The 16,699-nt window shown below is 35.5% G+C and carries 15 protein-coding genes; all 15 read left to right on the forward strand.

Going from position 1 to position 16,699, the window contains the following annotated elements:
• Nucleotides 1-148: 148 nt before the first annotated feature.
• The 15 genes from RBR53_01190 to RBR53_01260 all read left to right on the forward strand — a co-directional run bounded on the left by RBR53_01190 (nt 149) and on the right by RBR53_01260 (nt 16,693).
• Nucleotides 149-2,221 (forward strand): flagellar hook-length control protein FliK, encoded by a 2,073-nt coding sequence (locus RBR53_01190; GenBank protein ID MDY0131259.1) that lies wholly within the window; start codon nt 149-151, stop codon nt 2,219-2,221.
• Nucleotides 2,222-2,233: 12 nt separating this feature from the next.
• A complete protein-coding gene (locus RBR53_01195; protein ID MDY0131260.1) occupies nt 2,234-3,325 on the forward strand; it encodes a FlgD immunoglobulin-like domain containing protein in 1,092 nt (363 codons plus the stop codon).
• A gap of 128 nt (nt 3,326-3,453) precedes the next feature.
• Entirely contained in the window at nt 3,454-6,252 is a 2,799-nt protein-coding gene (locus RBR53_01200; protein ID MDY0131261.1) for a flagellar hook-basal body complex protein, read from the forward strand.
• A 192-nt stretch (nt 6,253-6,444) separates the two neighbouring features.
• Nucleotides 6,445-6,963, forward strand: coding sequence for a flagellar basal body-associated FliL family protein (locus RBR53_01205; protein MDY0131262.1), 519 nt, complete (start codon nt 6,445-6,447; stop codon nt 6,961-6,963).
• A 29-nt stretch (nt 6,964-6,992) separates the two neighbouring features.
• Nucleotides 6,993-7,970 carry a flagellar motor switch protein FliM gene (fliM, locus tag RBR53_01210; protein MDY0131263.1) on the forward strand — a complete coding sequence of 326 codons (978 nt, stop codon included), beginning with the start codon at nt 6,993-6,995 and terminating at the stop codon, nt 7,968-7,970.
• A gap of 14 nt (nt 7,971-7,984) precedes the next feature.
• Nucleotides 7,985-8,323, forward strand: coding sequence for a flagellar motor switch protein FliN (gene fliN, locus RBR53_01215; protein ID MDY0131264.1), 339 nt, complete (start codon nt 7,985-7,987; stop codon nt 8,321-8,323).
• 8 nt (nt 8,324-8,331) lie between these two features.
• Entirely contained in the window at nt 8,332-8,709 is a 378-nt protein-coding gene (fliO, locus tag RBR53_01220; GenBank protein ID MDY0131265.1) for a flagellar biosynthetic protein FliO, read from the forward strand.
• 1 nt (nt 8,710) lies between these two features.
• On the forward strand, nt 8,711-9,472 hold the full coding sequence (gene fliP / locus RBR53_01225; protein ID MDY0131266.1) for a flagellar type III secretion system pore protein FliP: 762 nt from the start codon (nt 8,711-8,713) through the stop codon (nt 9,470-9,472).
• A gap of 11 nt (nt 9,473-9,483) precedes the next feature.
• Nucleotides 9,484-9,753, forward strand: coding sequence for a flagellar biosynthesis protein FliQ (fliQ, locus tag RBR53_01230; protein MDY0131267.1), 270 nt, complete (start codon nt 9,484-9,486; stop codon nt 9,751-9,753).
• A gap of 2 nt (nt 9,754-9,755) precedes the next feature.
• On the forward strand, nt 9,756-10,559 hold the full coding sequence (fliR, locus tag RBR53_01235; protein MDY0131268.1) for a flagellar biosynthetic protein FliR: 804 nt from the start codon (nt 9,756-9,758) through the stop codon (nt 10,557-10,559).
• A gap of 3 nt (nt 10,560-10,562) precedes the next feature.
• The gene (flhB, locus tag RBR53_01240; GenBank protein MDY0131269.1) at nt 10,563-11,627 is read left to right on the forward strand and encodes a flagellar biosynthesis protein FlhB; all 1,065 of its coding nucleotides are present in this window, start codon (nt 10,563-10,565) and stop codon (nt 11,625-11,627) included.
• A gap of 58 nt (nt 11,628-11,685) precedes the next feature.
• The gene (gene flhA, locus RBR53_01245) at nt 11,686-13,767 is read left to right on the forward strand and encodes a flagellar biosynthesis protein FlhA (GenBank protein ID MDY0131270.1); all 2,082 of its coding nucleotides are present in this window, start codon (nt 11,686-11,688) and stop codon (nt 13,765-13,767) included.
• A 1-nt stretch (nt 13,768) separates the two neighbouring features.
• Nucleotides 13,769-14,920, forward strand: a complete 1,152-nt coding sequence (gene flhF / locus RBR53_01250) for a flagellar biosynthesis protein FlhF (GenBank protein ID MDY0131271.1) — start codon at nt 13,769-13,771, stop codon at nt 14,918-14,920.
• Nucleotides 14,921-15,040: 120 nt separating this feature from the next.
• Nucleotides 15,041-15,871 carry a MinD/ParA family protein gene (locus RBR53_01255; GenBank protein MDY0131272.1) on the forward strand — a complete coding sequence of 277 codons (831 nt, stop codon included), beginning with the start codon at nt 15,041-15,043 and terminating at the stop codon, nt 15,869-15,871.
• Between the two features lie 66 nt (nt 15,872-15,937).
• Complete coding sequence (locus RBR53_01260; GenBank protein ID MDY0131273.1) at nt 15,938-16,693, forward strand: FliA/WhiG family RNA polymerase sigma factor; 756 nt, start codon at nt 15,938-15,940, stop codon at nt 16,691-16,693.
• The last annotated feature ends 6 nt before the right edge of the window (nt 16,694-16,699 follow it).

Here is a 16,699-nt window from a genome sequence, read left to right on the forward strand (position 1 = left end):
ATCAGGGAAAAAGTTTCTGTTTTTTTGACGGATGAATTGGCTTTTCAAACCTAACTACCTGAAAATATAGCAAAAGAATTAATGTCAAAAAATTGGCACATAGATTGCTTTATTGTAGTTAATAAAAAATTATTCAGGAGCTTAAGTTATGTATACAAATATATTTTTTTCAGGCTTTAAGAGTTTAGAAACATTTGAAGTCTCATCTAAAAGTTCATTTAACTCAGAAAAAAATTCAGGGTTTGATGCTTTTTTAAATAAATATCAAAACTCTGATTTTGAGTTTATAAAAGGTTCTTCATCAGAGGCTGTATCAGAAATAAAAGATTTAACAAAACTAGAAGACCCTAATGAAAAAGTTATTGGTTTGATAGTTGAGAGAATGAAGGAAGTTTTGAGAAATGCTTCTAAAGGCTCGTCTTTTGTAAGTTTTTCCTATACAGAAATTTCTTCATTAAGGCAGGTGCTTATTTCCTCGGAAAATTTGTCAATGGAAGAAATCGACAATGCTCTAAGCTCTGATAAAAACACAAAATCTTATCTCCCTGATCTGTTTTCATCCATAGATAGTTTAGATAAAGAGAAAATTGATTCAAAAGAGGTTTATTTTCCTTTTTCATTTGTTCCCTATTTTGCCACTGCTCTTGAAAGTATAGGGGTAAACTCAGCTGATATAAGATCAACAATTGAGTCAAGTTTGGACATGGAAAAAGGGTTTTCTTTAAAAGGCCTTCTTGATTCAATTGATGAAATCAAGTCAAAAGCAATAAAAACCATGGAAACTCTTGGTAGAGACAATAAAGATCTTAGTTTTGAAAATGCTTGCCACTATGAGCTTCTTTCTAATTTGGTAAAAGGAATTGAGACAATTGAGTCTGTTTTTGAACTTCCCCAGGACAAAAATTCTTTTATAGAGATAGATAAAAACTCTATCAATAATTTCATGGCTGCCATTGAGAAAAGATTGAACCAGTCCTTTTCAGATTTGGAATTGTATAAAAAATCATTGGATAATTCTTCTAAAAACAAAGAAGCAGAGTTTGTGAAAAATCTTTTTAATGAAGAAGGTCAATTGTTTGTAAAAAGAGATTTTAATGAAGAAGGTCAATTGTTTGTAAAAAGAGATTTTAATGAAGAAGGTCAATTGTTTGTAAAAAGAGATTTTAATGAAGAAGGTCAGTTGTCTGTAAAAAGTTATTTTAATGAAGAAGGTCAATTGTTTGTAAAAAGAGATTTTAATGAAGAAGGTCAGTTGTCTGTAAAAAGAGATTTTCATGAAGAAGACCAGTTGTTTGTAAAAAGTCATTTTAATGAAAAAGATCTGGGAAAAGAAAGTTTTGAGCTGACCAGAAATATTTTTGAAGACTCATTTGCCTCCTGGAAAAGAAATCAAAGAGTTTTGTCAGAAGAAAATTTAAAATCAATCCAGGCAGATTACCAGTTAAAAGTTTTTGAAAAATCCCATGAGTATTCTTTTTTTGCAAACTCTCCAATTGATCAGCCAGAAATAAAAGCCCTAAATCTTTCAACAGTTTTGGGTCTGAATTCCTCTTTTAATGAATTAATTCAGGCATCAGTCAGAAATGATAAATTAAATTTTACTTTAGAAGGCTCTGGGGGAGAAGAAATAGATATTAATATTAAAAGTCTTTTGGAAATGAATCTGAAAAATTTAAAAAAAGAAAAGCTTAATGATTTTTCAGAAGATAGATCAGATTTTATGAAGAACTCTTTGACAAGAAACTCAGGTGGAGTGTCTAAGGCTGCCCAGCCTGGCTCAGGAGCAAGTCTTTCAAAACAAATAATGGAACAAATTGAAAAACAGATTTTAAGAACAGTAAGGCTTGGTGAAAAAGAGGTCTCATTTAGGTTAAATCCGCCTGATTTGGGAAGGCTTCACTTAAGAATAGAAAGTGTAAGAAATGGGCTTAATATAAAAATAATTGCTGAAAAAAATTCAACCCATGAACTTATGGTTCAGCAGGCTCAGGAGTTTAAAAATCAGCTTCAGTCTCAGGGAATGCAGGTTGCAGAGGTAAATGTTGAGCTTGCTCATAATTTTGATCAGGCAATGGCAAGAGAAAGAAAAAACAGTTTTGAAAACCAGTCGAAAAATAAAGGCATTTCAGGGGTTAAAGCTAAAAACAATTCAAAAGAAAATGCCGGGCTTGTTAAAAAGAAAATGTTTTTTTCTGACAAAGCCGTTGATTTGATTGCTTAAAGGGAGAAGATTATGACTATTGTATCAGATTCACTAAGTAGCATTACCGGCTATACAGACCATATGGCTGAAAAAATTAAGTCTGACGATGATCTTGGGATGAATGATTTTCTTACCATGCTCATTGCCCAGCTTCAGCATCAGGACCCTTTAAACCCAATGGAATCCCAGGATTTTACTGCTCAGTTGACCCAGTTTTCACAACTTGAAGCTCAGTTCAAGTCAAACAAAATCCTTGAAGATATTTCCAAATCCTTAAATCTTCAGACAGGAAAAAATGCAGAAGATTATCTTGACAAGTATATAACAGCCACAGTTGACACAATAGATCTGACAAATTCTAAAGCAGCCGGAGGTTTTTATACTCTTGAGGAAGCTGCCCAGGTTTCAATAACTGTTTTTGATAAAAACGGCAAAGTTGTTCAAACAATTGATTCAGGACAAAAAGAACCAGGCTCTTATTCTATAAACTGGGATGGAAAAGATCTAGAGGGAAATCCTTGTGAAGACGGAACTTATAATTTTTATGTTGAGGCTCTTACATCTTCAGGATATTCGCCGGTTACTACTTCTGTAAGCGGAAAAGTTGATTCAATAATCTATCAGGGAGAAAAACAGTATCTTGTTGTTGAAGGAGTTCTTGTATCACCCAAGTCTGTAGTTGAAGCAAGAACTGAAAAATCCTCTGAATTTGAACCAGGCTCAACTTTTGATTATCTTGGAAAAACAATTGAAGCTTCAACAGGGGCAATTTCCCTTGAATCTGGCAAGGTTAAAAGTTCTCTTCCATCGTTTATAATTGAAAGTGAAGCATCTACAAGGGTGAATATATTAAATTCAACAGGACAGATTGTTTATTCATATCACAATGGAAATACTAAAGGAGGGAAACCCGTAGAAATTGAATGGGATGGAAAGGATCAAAACGGCAATAAATTATCAGACGGATATTATTATTATGAAGTTGTAGCCTCAGGTAATCTAAAGGCTGATACTTCTGTCAAAGGAGAGGTTACAGGAGTGTTTTATGAAAATGGAAGGCATTTTCTTGATATTAATGGAGTGCGGGTTGCTCCTGAATATATAGAAGCGGTTAAAGGTTAGTCACCTGGAAATTCTGGTTAATTGGAAGCGGGTTAGAAACTGAAATTTTCAGCTTATTTTAAAATATGGAAATGGTTAAAAAAAACAGTTTCTGCTCAGAATAAATAAAAAATAAGGAGGGTTAGGCAATGTCCCTTACAAGTTCATTATATGCAGGTACAAGCGGATTGACAAACATGGGTAATTCCATGCAGGTTATAGGCGATAATATTTCAAACGTAAACACGGTGGGTTTTAAAGGAAACAGGTCTTTATTTGCAGACCTTTTGAACCAGAGTATGGCAACTCAGTCAGGCTCATCCCAGGTTGGTAGGGGTACTGCAATTCAAATTGTGGATACTTCTTTTCAGCAGGGCTCCTTTGAATCAACAGGAAATACAACTGATCTTTCCATAGGCGGAAATGGTTTTTTCCAGATTAGGGATAACAATTCTCAACAAATCTATTATACAAGAGCAGGTAATTTTAGTTTTGACAAGGACGGCCGTCTTATAAATCCGGAAGGCTATGTAGTTCAGGGGTGGCAGCTTCACGAAGAAACAGGCAATGATATAGGAGCTATCAGGGATATAGTTTTAGAATCCTTTACCTCTCCTCCAAAGAAAACAGATACTATAAACATGGTTACCAATCTTGATGCAGATGCTAAAAGTCAGTCGATTGTTCTTGCCAACACCTGGGATGGAACAAAAGATGAATTTATAGCCCCTAATAATTACGAGTATCAAAGTGTTGTAAAGGCTTATGATTCACTTGGAAGCACCCATGATCTTACAATTTATTATGATAAAAAATCAGGCTCAACCTGGGAATATCTTATCACATGTAATCCTGATGAGGATTTGAGAAACCTTGTTCAGGGTACTTCTGCCAAAGGTCTTTTAGCAAGAGGTGAAATAAAGTTCAATGAAAGTGATGGTTCTGTTCGTGATATGACCATGGAAAAGTTTACCGGGATAATAGGCAATGTAAGATCTTACGGGGTTAATAAATCAGAAGACATAACTTTCAGAGTAGATAATTATGATAAACTTGCCCATGATGGATTTAATTTTCATATGGAATTTGACGGGAATAGCTGGAAGTTTCAGGATACCTCAGGTCTTCTTGGAGTTGCCGATGGAACAATTGACAGTTTTGACAAGCCAAAAAATTATCCCAATGCAGAAATAATGACAACAAGTAATGAAAAGAAAATTGATATCAGATTTGATCCTGATCTTACAGACCCCAGGCCTGAACCTGATATGACTATTTATTTAAATAGTGATGCTGCTGCTACAGATTCGCTTCATTTTGATATAAACAGAACCCTTGATATTCATAAGCAAGATGTAACAAATTTAAGATATCAAGGAGATACAGGAAATGATAATTCAACTCTTATGATAAATGATCCCAGTGCTATGATAAGAGATGTTGAAGATTTAAATCTTGTTTGGGATCCAGTCAATGAATCCTGGTATCTTTCATTTCCTACTGAAGATGGTATAATTGAAAAAAATACAGGTGTTTTTGAAATAAGTTCTGGTACTGCTCTTGATCCTGAAGCTTCAATTACTGTAGATAATCCCGATGTTCTTACATACAGGACAGGAAATATTGACGTTGTCTATGGGGCGTCAGGAGACTGGTATTTTAAAGAGCCTGTAAAGTTTGTAAGAGGAACAGGAGAAATTGTTTCAGAGCCCTCTCTTTACTATGATAATCCCGAAGTTTTCACCAGGGCTTCAACTGTAAACTATGCTCTTAATTATGATGGTAACGGGAACTGGAGTTTTGCAAATATTGATGCAGTCAGAACAGACTATCCGGCTGTTCAGGTTTTAACAGGGGCAGATTCAAGTAACAAAAATCAGGTACAGATAGATTTCAATGGAGACGGCAATGCTGATATTACATACAGTTTTACAACCGCACTGGATGCAACAGGAGTTATTCCAAGTACAATGGCTTTTAAAATAGATCCGTTTCAAAACCTTGAATACCCGGGTGCAAGAATTATTTCAACGACAGACAGCTTCAATTTTACAATAGATTTTAATGGCAATGGTTCTGATGACATGACTTTTTCACTTAATGACGGAACTAATCCTGTTGAAGCAAACTCTGGAGATACCCTTACTTTTAATATAGATCCAAGATCAGCTCCCAAAGATTATTCCAAGGCAATTGTAAAAGGTGATAAAGACAGTGTTTATATAGATCTTGACGGTTCAGGCGGAGAAAATGATACTAAAGATATAGTTTTTACCTTTACAGAGTCCCTTGGAACCGGAACAGACGCTAAAAACAGCTTGATTAATTTTGATCTTATCGGCGGAACCTCATGGACTGAAATAAAAAAACAAGATATTGCAACCGAGGGTTATTTTTCTTTTATGGCAGACTTTCTTGGAGCCACAGGAGAGTTTGGTGCAAAAGGAACCTTTGAAACCACAGAGCAGAAAATGAAGTTTGACATAGGGGCTGTGTTTGACGGGATAAGTTTTAAAAAGAGTTCTTTAGCAACAACCCAGTATGCCAAATCATCTACAACAACATTTCAGTCTGCCAATGGATACGGAGCAGGAGACCTTGAAGGTGTTAATGTTTCAGGTGACGGTTCTATGACAGGAGTATATTCAAATGGTGAACAAATCCCTCTTTACAGAGTTTCTTTAGCCAAATTTTTGAGTGAGCAGGGATTGTATAAAGAAGGTGGAAATCTTTACCGTGGAACAAGATCAAGTGGTGATGCCATAACAGGAAGGCCTGGGGATAACGGCCTTGGAAGTATTTCACCAAACTCCTTAGAAATGTCAAACGTTGATATTGCAGATCAATTTGTTTCAATGATTACAACTCAAAGAGGCTTCCAGGCAAACTCAAAAATTATAACAACAGTTGATGATATGCTTGCTGAAGTAATAAATATGAAGAGATAATTTAATTGCCCCTCACTTAAAAAGGTGAGGGGCTTTAAAGCCTGACCTTCCTCAAATAAAAAACAGTCCTTTTTTAAAAAATTCATTATTTAAAAATATCAAACGTTTAATTCAGAATATAATAATTTTACAATTATGGCATATTAATTGTATATCTGTCTTTGATTATAAAAATAAATTCCAGGTGAAAAAATGTCTGAGGAAAAGGAAAAATCCAAATTTAAAATCAGCAAAAATCTTATAATAATAATTGGTGGAGGTTTTTTGCTTCTTGGTTCTGTCTTCTTTATTGTTTTTATTTTATTTTTTACTGATAAAGATATTGATAAAACAAAGAAAGCCCCCAAACCAGATGAAAATCAGGCTCTTTTTGTCTCTGGCCCAGAAGATTTTTATCCCGGGCTTTTAAAGTTTGGGGAAATTATTGTAAAGCTGAAACCTGAGTTTGAGGAAGAATTGGCTAAAAATTTAAGAATTACAATTTATGCTGAAGTTATTGAAAAAAGCGATAAACTTTTGTTAATTGAAAATAAAAATCTGATTGAAAAATATTTGGCCTTATATTTCAGTGGGAAAAAACCTTCTGATCTTGACGAAATCACTGAAAAACTTTTTATCAAACAAAATCTTTTTAAAAAAATCAATGAAATTTCAGGCAAAAATATAATGAGAAATCTTTATTTTACTGAGTTCCTTATTCTTGACTGGTGATGTCATAAATTTGACGGCGGAGAAAGATTATGAGTGAAGTATTAACCCAGGAAGAAGTTGATAGCCTTTTAGACGGGCTGAGTGCAGGCAAAGTTGAAGCAGAATCCAGCGATCCCGAAGAAATCGGGGGAGTTACAAAGTATGATTTTGAACGACAGGAGAAAGTAATAAGGGGAAGGCTTCCTACTTTTGAAGTTATCAATGAAAGGTTTGCAAGAGAAGTAAGATCAGCTCTTTCTGTTCTTTTGCAGACAAATATTGACATAAGCTCGGAATCTCTTGACACTCTTAAGTTTTCTGAGTTTGTAAGATCTCTTCCGGTTCCCACAAGCCTTCATGTATACAGAATGGATCCTTTAAGGGGAAATGCTCTTCTTGTAATGGACACTGAGCTTGTATTTAATCTTATTGATACTTTTTTTGGAGGAAAAGGAACAGGAAAAGCCAAGGTAGAGGGTAGGGAATTTACTCCAATTGAGGACAAAATGATAAGAAAGGTTGTTTCTTCATGTTTAAAAGATCTTGAAACAGCCTGGCAGCCTGTTGAACCAATTGTTACTTCACTCCAGAGATCTGAAGTAAACCCTCAGTTTGCCGCAATTGTTCCTCCAACAGATCTTGTTATTGTTGCAAGGTTTGAAGTTGAGCTGGAACAGGCCGCAGGAAAGCTTACAATTTGTCTTCCCTATGCAATGATAGAGCCTTTGAGAGGAAAGCTTTCTTCAGGGTTCCAGGCTGAAACTGAAGAAATTGACTTTACCTGGCAAAGAAGACTTACAGAAATTATCAGGGAGTCTTCTGTTAATTTTAAGGTTGTACTGGGCAAAACCACAATAAGGGGAGAAAAGCTTATTACAATGAGAAAAGGAGATGTTATTCCCCTTTCCCAGGATGCTTCAGCTCCTCTTCATGGTTATATTGAAGGCGTTCCTAAGTTTAAAGGTTTTGCAGGGGTAAAAAAAGGTTTTCAGGCATTTAGAATTACAAAAACATTAAAAAACAGCTAATCAGGAGAAATTTAATGACTGAAGAGGAAAAAGAAAAGATTGAAAGTGCAGAAGATGAAGAAACAAAAGGATCCCATGAAGATGAAGCTGAGCGGGATCTGGACTTTATTCTTGATATTCCACTTGAGCTTTCTGTTGAACTGGGACGTTCTAAAATGCTTGTAAATGATCTTCTTCAGCTTGGTCAGGGCTCAATTGTCGAGCTGAACAAGCTTGCAGGAGAACCTCTGGAAATTTATATCAACCATAAACTTGTGGCAAGGGGAGAGGTTGTGGTTGTAAATGAAAAGTTTGGAGTCAGGCTTACAGACATAGTAAGTCCAATGGAAAGGGTTAGAACCCTTGGAGAATAGGAAGATTTATGGAACCGGGAAGTATTAATCTTTATGCTGAACTTTTTAAAACCCTTGGGATGTTTGCAATTGTGCTTGGAATTCTTGGGGGCTGCCTTTATCTGGTAAAACGATTTATGGCAAAAAATTTTTCCATGGGAGACAAGTCTGAAATCAGGCTTATCTCATCTTTTTATCTTGGAAGCAGGGAAAAGCTTATAATTATTGATGCAGATGGTGAAAAGCTTCTCATTGGAGTTACCAAGGAAAGTATTACTCTTATTTCAAAACTTGGAAAAACTGATAAAGAGACTGAAAAAAAAGAAGAAAACACCCAGGAGTTTTCAAAAATTTTTAAGGAAAATCTTAAAAGCAGATTCTTTTTAAAAAAAGAAAAAAAGGATTAAAATGAAAAAACAAAAATTTGTTTTATTTTTAATTTTTTCAGGCATTTTTTTTATTCCCTCTTCTGCTTTTGCAGTAAGTTTTCCCATTCCTTCAATTGAACTAGGGGTAAAAGCTGCTGAAAATCCTTCTGAAGTTGCAATTGCCCTGGAAATTTTAGCTCTCCTCACAATTTTGACCCTTGCACCGGCAATTTTAATTTTAATGACTTCATTTACAAGAATTGTTGTTGTATTTCATTTTCTTCGTCAGGGAATGGGAATTCAGACAAGCCCTCCAAACCAGGTTCTTGTAGGGCTTGCCCTTTTTATGACTTTTTTTGTTATGAAGCCTGTTTGGACAGATGTATATGAAAATGCACTTGATCCCTATTTAAATGAAAAAATTAATTATCAGGAAGCATATTTTAATGCTGAAAAACCTTTGAAAAAGTTTATGCTTGCCAATACAAGGGAAAAGGATCTTGCCCTTTTTATAAGTTCTGCAAAAGCTATAAAACCCCAGACAAAAGAGGATGTAAATATTTTACATCTTATTCCCGCCTTTGTGATAAGCGAGCTTAAAACCGCATTTATAATAGGTTTTATGATTTATATTCCATTTATTGTTATAGATATGGTTGTTGCAAGTGTTCTTTTATCAATGGGTATGATGATGCTTCCTCCTATTATGATTTCTCTTCCCTTCAAGCTTATGCTTTTTGTTCTTGTTGACGGATGGAATCTTTTAATTGGATCAATGATAAAAAGTTTTGTGGTTCCCTGAAAGGAAAAATTATGACTCCTGAATTTATTGTAAGTTTTATTAAAGAAGCCATTATCCTGACAATAATAATCTCCATGCCCATGCTTGGAGTAGGTCTTATTGTGGGGGTTGCCATAAGTATATTTCAGGCAGTTACCTCAATTCAGGAAATGACTCTTATTTTTGTACCAAAAATTATTGCAGTTTTTTTGGCTCTTCTTTTATTTGCTCCCTGGATGCTTGACAGGCTTAGTGTTTTTACCATAAGAATTCTTGTCAATATTCCCACATACATAAGATGAAAATGGAAATTTTAAACCTTTTTTCTCCAGAAGAGTTCAAACATTTTCTTTTAATTCTTTTAAGAGTTTCTGTGATTTTGTTTCTTTTTCCTATTTATGGAAGTGAAGTTGTTCCCATAATGGTAAAGGCCGGACTTTCTCTTGTAATAACCCTCTGCCTTTATTCTGTTGTTTATGCAGATCCTTTGGTTTTTCCGGAAAAAGCAGCAGCAGCTCCTGTTCTCATTGTTACTGAGCTTTTCATAGGGCTTTGTCTTTCCCTTGGTGTGAGACTTTTTTTTGCAGCAACCCAGGTTGCAGGCGTTCTTATAGGATTCCAGATGGGTTTTTCAATGATAAATGTTGTAGATCCCCAGTCAGGAAGTCAGGTTTCCATCATGGATCAAGTTGCTTACTGGGTTGTTCTTGTGGTTTTTCTTCTTTTGAACGGTCACCATATAATTATCAGTGCACTTGTGGAAAGTTTCAGGATTTTGCCCATTGGAGGAGGTTTTTTTCTTGAAAAAGGCCTTTTTGACATGATGGGAGAATTTGGCGGGGCGATTTTTTCAATTTCAGTGAAAATGGGGTCTCCTGTAATAGCTGCACTTTTTTTTACCTCAGTTGCCTTTGGAATTATTTCAAAATTTGCTCCCCAGATCAACGTAATGATAGTTGCTTTTCCTGTAAAAATTATAATAGGGCTTTTGTTGTTTGGTTTTATGCTTGAAATAGCCTCTTATTTTACAAGCAGGTATGTTTCTGATTTTTATGGTATTTTGATTCACACCCTTAATTTTTTATCAGGTAAGGCAGGAGTTACTTAAAAAATGGCAGAAAATGAAGGACAGGAAAAAACCGAAGATGCAACCCCCAGGAAAAGACAAACATCAAGAGAAGATGGTCAGGTTGCAAAAAGTATTGAAATTGTTTCTGTTGTTATTCTTTTTTTTGCTGTATCCGCCCTTAATTTATCAGCTGGCTTTATTTATTCAAATATGGAAAAAATCTTTTATGAATCCTTTAATTTCGGGGTTATAATTGATTTGGACATCAAATCTTTTCTTTTCTTTTTTTATGCTGTTATTAAATACAGTGGAATGGCAATGGCACCTGTGCTTGTTGCTGTTTTTCTTGCCGCACTTTTATCAAATTTATTTCAGGTGGGTTTTTTTGTTTCCTGGAAAGCCATAGAGCCTAAGGGCAGCAAGATAAGCCCCATAAAAGGCTTTGGCCGGCTTTTTTCAATGAAGTCTATTTTTGATCTTGTAAAGAGTATTTTAAAAATCACCATAATATTTACTCTTGCCTATTTTGCAGTTATTTATGATGAGGAAAATCTTTTCAGGCTTTACGATAATGAAGTGAGGGGAATTTTTATTTATCTTTTGCAAACCTCTTTCAGGATTTTTGTATGGATTCTTATTGTGATGATAATTCTTGCTGTGATGGACTATCTTTATCAAAAATGGGACTTTGAACAAAAAATTAAAATGTCCAAGCAGGAAGTAAAAGATGAGATGAAACAAAGTGAAGGAGATCCTCATGTAAAGTCAAGGATCAAGCAACTTCAGGCAGAAGCCGCAAGAAACAGAATGATGTCTGAAGTTCCAAAAGCCGATGTTGTAATAACAAACCCTACCCATATTGCAATAGCTTTGAGGTATGATCAGCTCAATATGAAAGCTCCCAGTGTTTTGGCCAAGGGAGCAGGCCGTATTGCTGAAAAAATAAAGGAAATTGCAATAAAGGAAAACATACCTGTAATTGAACAGCCACAGTTGGCACGAAATTTGTTTAAGGTAGTAGGTGTAGGGGAGCAAATCCCTTCGGAATTTTTTCAGGCAGTGGCTGAAATTCTGGCTCAGGTCTACCAGATGAAGAAAAAAGCCTGATATTAATTAAGTTGGCTTCTGTCATAAAATTGACGGTTAAGTAAAAAGCGGGGAGATAATGGCGGAAACAGGTCAGGGAATTTTAAAATCTTTAAAAGCTGATGCAGCAGATATTGGAATGATAGTTGCCATTGTAGCAATACTTATGGCAATGATAATCCCTCTTCCTGCATTTGTTCTTGATTTTTTGCTTGCTCTTAATATCACCCTTGGAATCATTATTTTAATAACCACAATGTATACTGAAAAACCACTTGATTTTTCAGTGTTTCCTTCGGTTCTTCTAATGGTTACACTTTTTAGACTTTCTTTGAACGTTGCTTCAACACGGCTTATTCTCTTAAAAGGAAATGAGGGCGAAGGTGCTGCCGGAGCAGTTATTCAGTCTTTTGGACGCTTTGTTGTGGGCGGTGATTATATAGTTGGTATGATAATTTTTGTTATTCTTGTTCTTATTAACTTTATAGTAATAACAAAAGGTGCTGGAAGAATAGCTGAAGTTGCAGCAAGATTTACCCTTGATGCCATGCCAGGAAAACAAATGGCAATAGATGCTGATCTTAATGCAGGAATGATAGATGAGCATGAAGCCAGGGAAAGAAGGGAAACAATAAGACGTGAGTCTGAGTTTCACGGAGCAATGGATGGTGCCAGCAAATTTGTCCGGGGAGATGCTGTTGCCGGTATAATAATTACCATCATAAATATAATCGGTGGTCTTATAATAGGAATGCTCAAGGGAATGCCCCTTGCAGATGCTGCTCAAAACTACACAATTTTAACAGTAGGTGACGGCCTTGTAACCCAGATTCCATCCCTTGTGATTTCAACTGCTGCAGGTCTTCTTGTTTCAAGGGGCGGTGCAGATGGAAAACTTGGCGGAGATTTGTATAAGCTTTTATCTTCAAAAACCACTCCAATTTTTATTGGTTCGGGAATTGTTTTTTGTCTTGGTCTTGTTCCCGGTCTTCCAACTGTTCCCTTTGTATCTCTTGGTATTCTTCTTGGTATTGCTGCATATTTTATTTCAAAATCTTCAGGAGAAAAAGAAGAGCTTGAAGCAAGTGCAAAAGAAGAAGCAGAAGAAAAGCCTTCAGGGCCTGAAGAAGTTGATGATCTTCTTTCCATGGATCTTATGGAGCTTGAGGTTGGATACGGCCTTATTCCTCTTGTTGATGCTTCAGAAGCGGGAAATGTTTTAGAAAGAATAAGATCAATAAGAAGGCAGTTTGCAACAGAAATGGGGATTGTTGTTCCCCCAATTCACATAAGAGACAATTTAAAGCTTAATTCTTCAGAGTATAGATTTCTCATTAAAGGAGTTGAAGCCGCAAAGTTTGAGATAATGCCTGAACATTTTCTTGCAATGGATCCAGGAGATGTAATTCAGAAAATAAGCGGAATTCCAACAATTGAGCCGGCATTTGGCCTTGATGCCATTTGGATTCCCAAAGACAGGGAAGAGGATGCAAAATTTTCAGGGTACACAGTTGTGGATCCTTCAACTGTGATGGCAACTCATTTAACAGAAGTTATAAGAGACAACTCCTTTGAGCTTTTAGGGCGTCAGGAGGTTCAGCATCTTCTTGACAACCTTTCCAAGTCAAGTCCTAAGGCTGTTGAAGAACTTGTACCATCTTTGATGTCCCTTGGAATGGTTCAAAAAGTTTTACAAAATCTTCTTTCTGAAAAGGTCTCCATAAGAGATCTTTTAACCATAGTTGAAACCCTTGCAGATTATTCAATAATGACAAAAGATACAGATCTTTTAACTGAATATGTAAGGCAAAAACTTTCAAGATCAATTCTTTCCCAGTATCTTGCAAATGACGGGAATCTTAATGTGATTGTGCTTGATAGAAAAATTGAAGATCTTTTAAATAACAGCATCCAGAAAACTGAGCAAGGGGCTTATCTTGCAATGGAGCCAAAAATGGCAGAACAGATTATTTCTTCAATCAAGAAAAAGGCTGACGATGTATTAAACTTAAATATTCAGCCCATAGTGCTTTGTTCACCCAATGTAAGAAGACATTTGAGAAAGCTTACAGAGCAATATATCCCTTCAGCCGTAATAATTTCTTATGCTGAAGTTCCACAGAATATAAGTCTTAAAACCATAGGAAAAGCGGAGATTTGATATGAACGTAAAAACTTTTCGGGGCAGGTCTGTTCAGCAGGCTGTCTCAATGATAAAAGCTGAAATTGGTCCTGATGCTGTGATTTTGTCCACAAAAAGAGTTCCAAAAAACAGGACAAATCCCTATGGTGAACAGGTTTTTGAAGTAACAGCCTCAATGCCTGAAAAAGAGTCATCAATTAAATCCCGGAAATTTGTTTCATCAGGGCAGTCTAAGTTTTGTCCAAAAAAAGATTTTAAAAATTCATTGGAAGATTTTGATTTTAAGGCGGCCGGCAAAAAGGGAAGCAATGATGATGTTTTTAATGAAATTCAATCTCTTAAGGATCTTCTTTTTACTTTTCAAAAAAATGAAAATGTTCCTGAATATGTATTTAGATTTCCAGGAGCTTCTTCTGTTTATTCAAAACTTGTTGAAAGTGGATTGTCCTCTTCTCTTTCAGGTAAAATAATTAAAAGAGCCTATTCAATGGAAAAAAACCTTAAATCAACTCCTGATTCATTTAGAAAAAGGGTGTTTGAAGACATTGTTTCCATGATTGATACAAAAAATATTTTTGAAGGGCAGGGGCAAAGATATGCCTCAGCGTTTATAGGACCCACAGGGGTTGGTAAAACAACAACAATTGCAAAAATAGCAGCGGATCTTACAATCAACCAAGGTAAAAAAGTAGGCCTTGTTTCAGTTGATAACTATAGAATAGGTGCCCTTGAACAGCTTAAAACCTATGCAGCAATTCTTGGAGTTCCGTTTATGCCTGCCTTTGACAGGGCTGAACTTGAAAAAGTGCTTTCAAGAATGAGGTCAAGAGATGTAATTCTTATAGATACAGCTGGAGTTGGAAGTTATGATGCTGAGAAATTAAATGAGCTTAAAAAAATATTTTCAGATTCTGTTTCAGTGTCTTCTCATCTTGTGATGTCACTTACCTCTTCAAGGGAAAACCTTAAAGAGGCAGCTCTTAAATTTTCAGAACTGGCTCCAAGTTCCTATATATTCACAAAAATGGATGAAGTGAAAAACAAAGGGCATATTCTTGATCAAATAGATTATATGGATCTTCCCGTTTCATTTGTTACAAATGGTCAAAGGGTTCCTGAAGATATTGAAAAAGCAACCCCAAAGCTGATTTTGAAAAAGATTTTTATTTGATCTATGGTTTATATAAAATTATCCGGGTAATTTAAAGTGCAGGAGTCATAATTGAAAGATCAGGCAAGTAGTTTAAGAAAGATGGTAAAAAAAGAATTAAATCTTAAAGGGGGGAGTAAAGTGACTCGGAAAAAACCCTTGAGAGTTGTTGCTGTATCAAGCGGAAAAGGCGGAGTAGGTAAAACCAATGTTGTTGTAGGACTGGCTTTGTCCTTTGCAAGAACAGGAAAAAAAGTGCTTATAATTGATGCGGATCTTGGTCTTGCCAATATAGATATTCTTTTCAATGTAAGACCTGAATTCAATATCAGTGATGTTATCAATGGGGAGGTCTCAATTAAAGACATTTTGGTAAGTTTACATGAAAATGTTTTTTTAATCCCTGCTGGTTCGGGAATAAGTGATCTTACACGACTAAGTGATGCTCAAAAGCTTTCCCTTTTAAATGAATTTGATTCAATAGATGGTGATTTTGATTATGTGCTTGTAGACACGGGTGCAGGAATTTCAGATAATGTTTTATATTTTAATCTTGGTGCAGATGATTGTATAATTGTTACCACTACAGAGCCCACAGCTATAACAGATGCCTATGCATTGATGAAGGTAATGTCCCTTGAGCATGGGTATAGGTATTTCAAGCTTGTTGTTAATATGGTAAAATCTGAAAAAGATGCGAAAAGAGTTTATTTTTCATTAAGCCAGGCTGCATCTAAGTTCCTTGGTTCGGCTGTTATAGAGTATTTGGGCTATTTACCCCATGATTCAAAAATCAGTGAGTCAGTAATAAAAAGAGTACCTTATATAAGCTCCAATCCTGATTCTGAATTTACAAAGTCAATGACAAAAATTACAGGTGTTCTTTCAAGGTCTGTCCCTAAAAACACTGATTCTGGGAATTTGAAACTTTTTATGAGCAGGGTTGCCGTAAAAAATAAAAACAATATTTAAAGAACAGAGTTTTTTTAGTCAGTCAGGTGATTGGGTCATTACATTTATAGAGAAAGGCTTGAAGTCATGGAAAACAGAAGTTCTGACCGTGAAAATGAAGCTGTTGAACTTCATGCTAAAGATGAGCTTATAAAAAAGCATCTTCCTCTGGTGAAAAAAGCTGCAGCAAGATTTGCAATGCGGGTTCCTCCATCGGTGACCTTTGATGAACTTATGAGTGCAGGCCACCTTGGGCTTATTGATGCTGCAGGCAAGTTTGATCCCGGAAGACATGTTAGTTTTGAAACCTATGCTGGATTCAGGATAAGGGGATCTATTCTTGATGAATTGAGAAGTCTTGACAAGTATCCAAGATCCCTTAGGCAGAAAAATCAGGAGCTTGAAAAAGCCATTGCAAAAGTGGAAAATAGAGAAGGAAGGACAGCTGAAGAAATTGAAATTGCAGAAGAACTTGGGATAAACATTGAAGAATATCATGAACTTTTAAAAGATGTTCACTCAATAGCTTTTTTCAGCCTTGATGCTTCAATAAGAAATTCCTACAACAATAGCCAGCCTTCCAATACCAGATTTCAAGATCAGCTCAAAGGAGATGATAGTCCTGAAAAAAAACTGGACGAAAAAGAGCTTAAAAAATTTATTGCAAAAGCTATTGATACTCTTTCAGATACTGAAAAAAAAGTAGTTACCCTTTATTATTATGAAGAACTTACCCTAAAAGAAATTGGAGAGATATTTGAAAGAACTGAGTCAAGGATCTGCCAGATTCATTCAGCAGCAATAGTGAAATTAAGATCAAAAATTAATTTATTTGAGCATTAAAAACAG

The organism is Desulforegulaceae bacterium (assembly GCA_034006035.1).
Classification (GTDB): domain Bacteria; phylum Desulfobacterota; class Desulfobacteria; order Desulfobacterales; family JACKCP01; genus JACKCP01.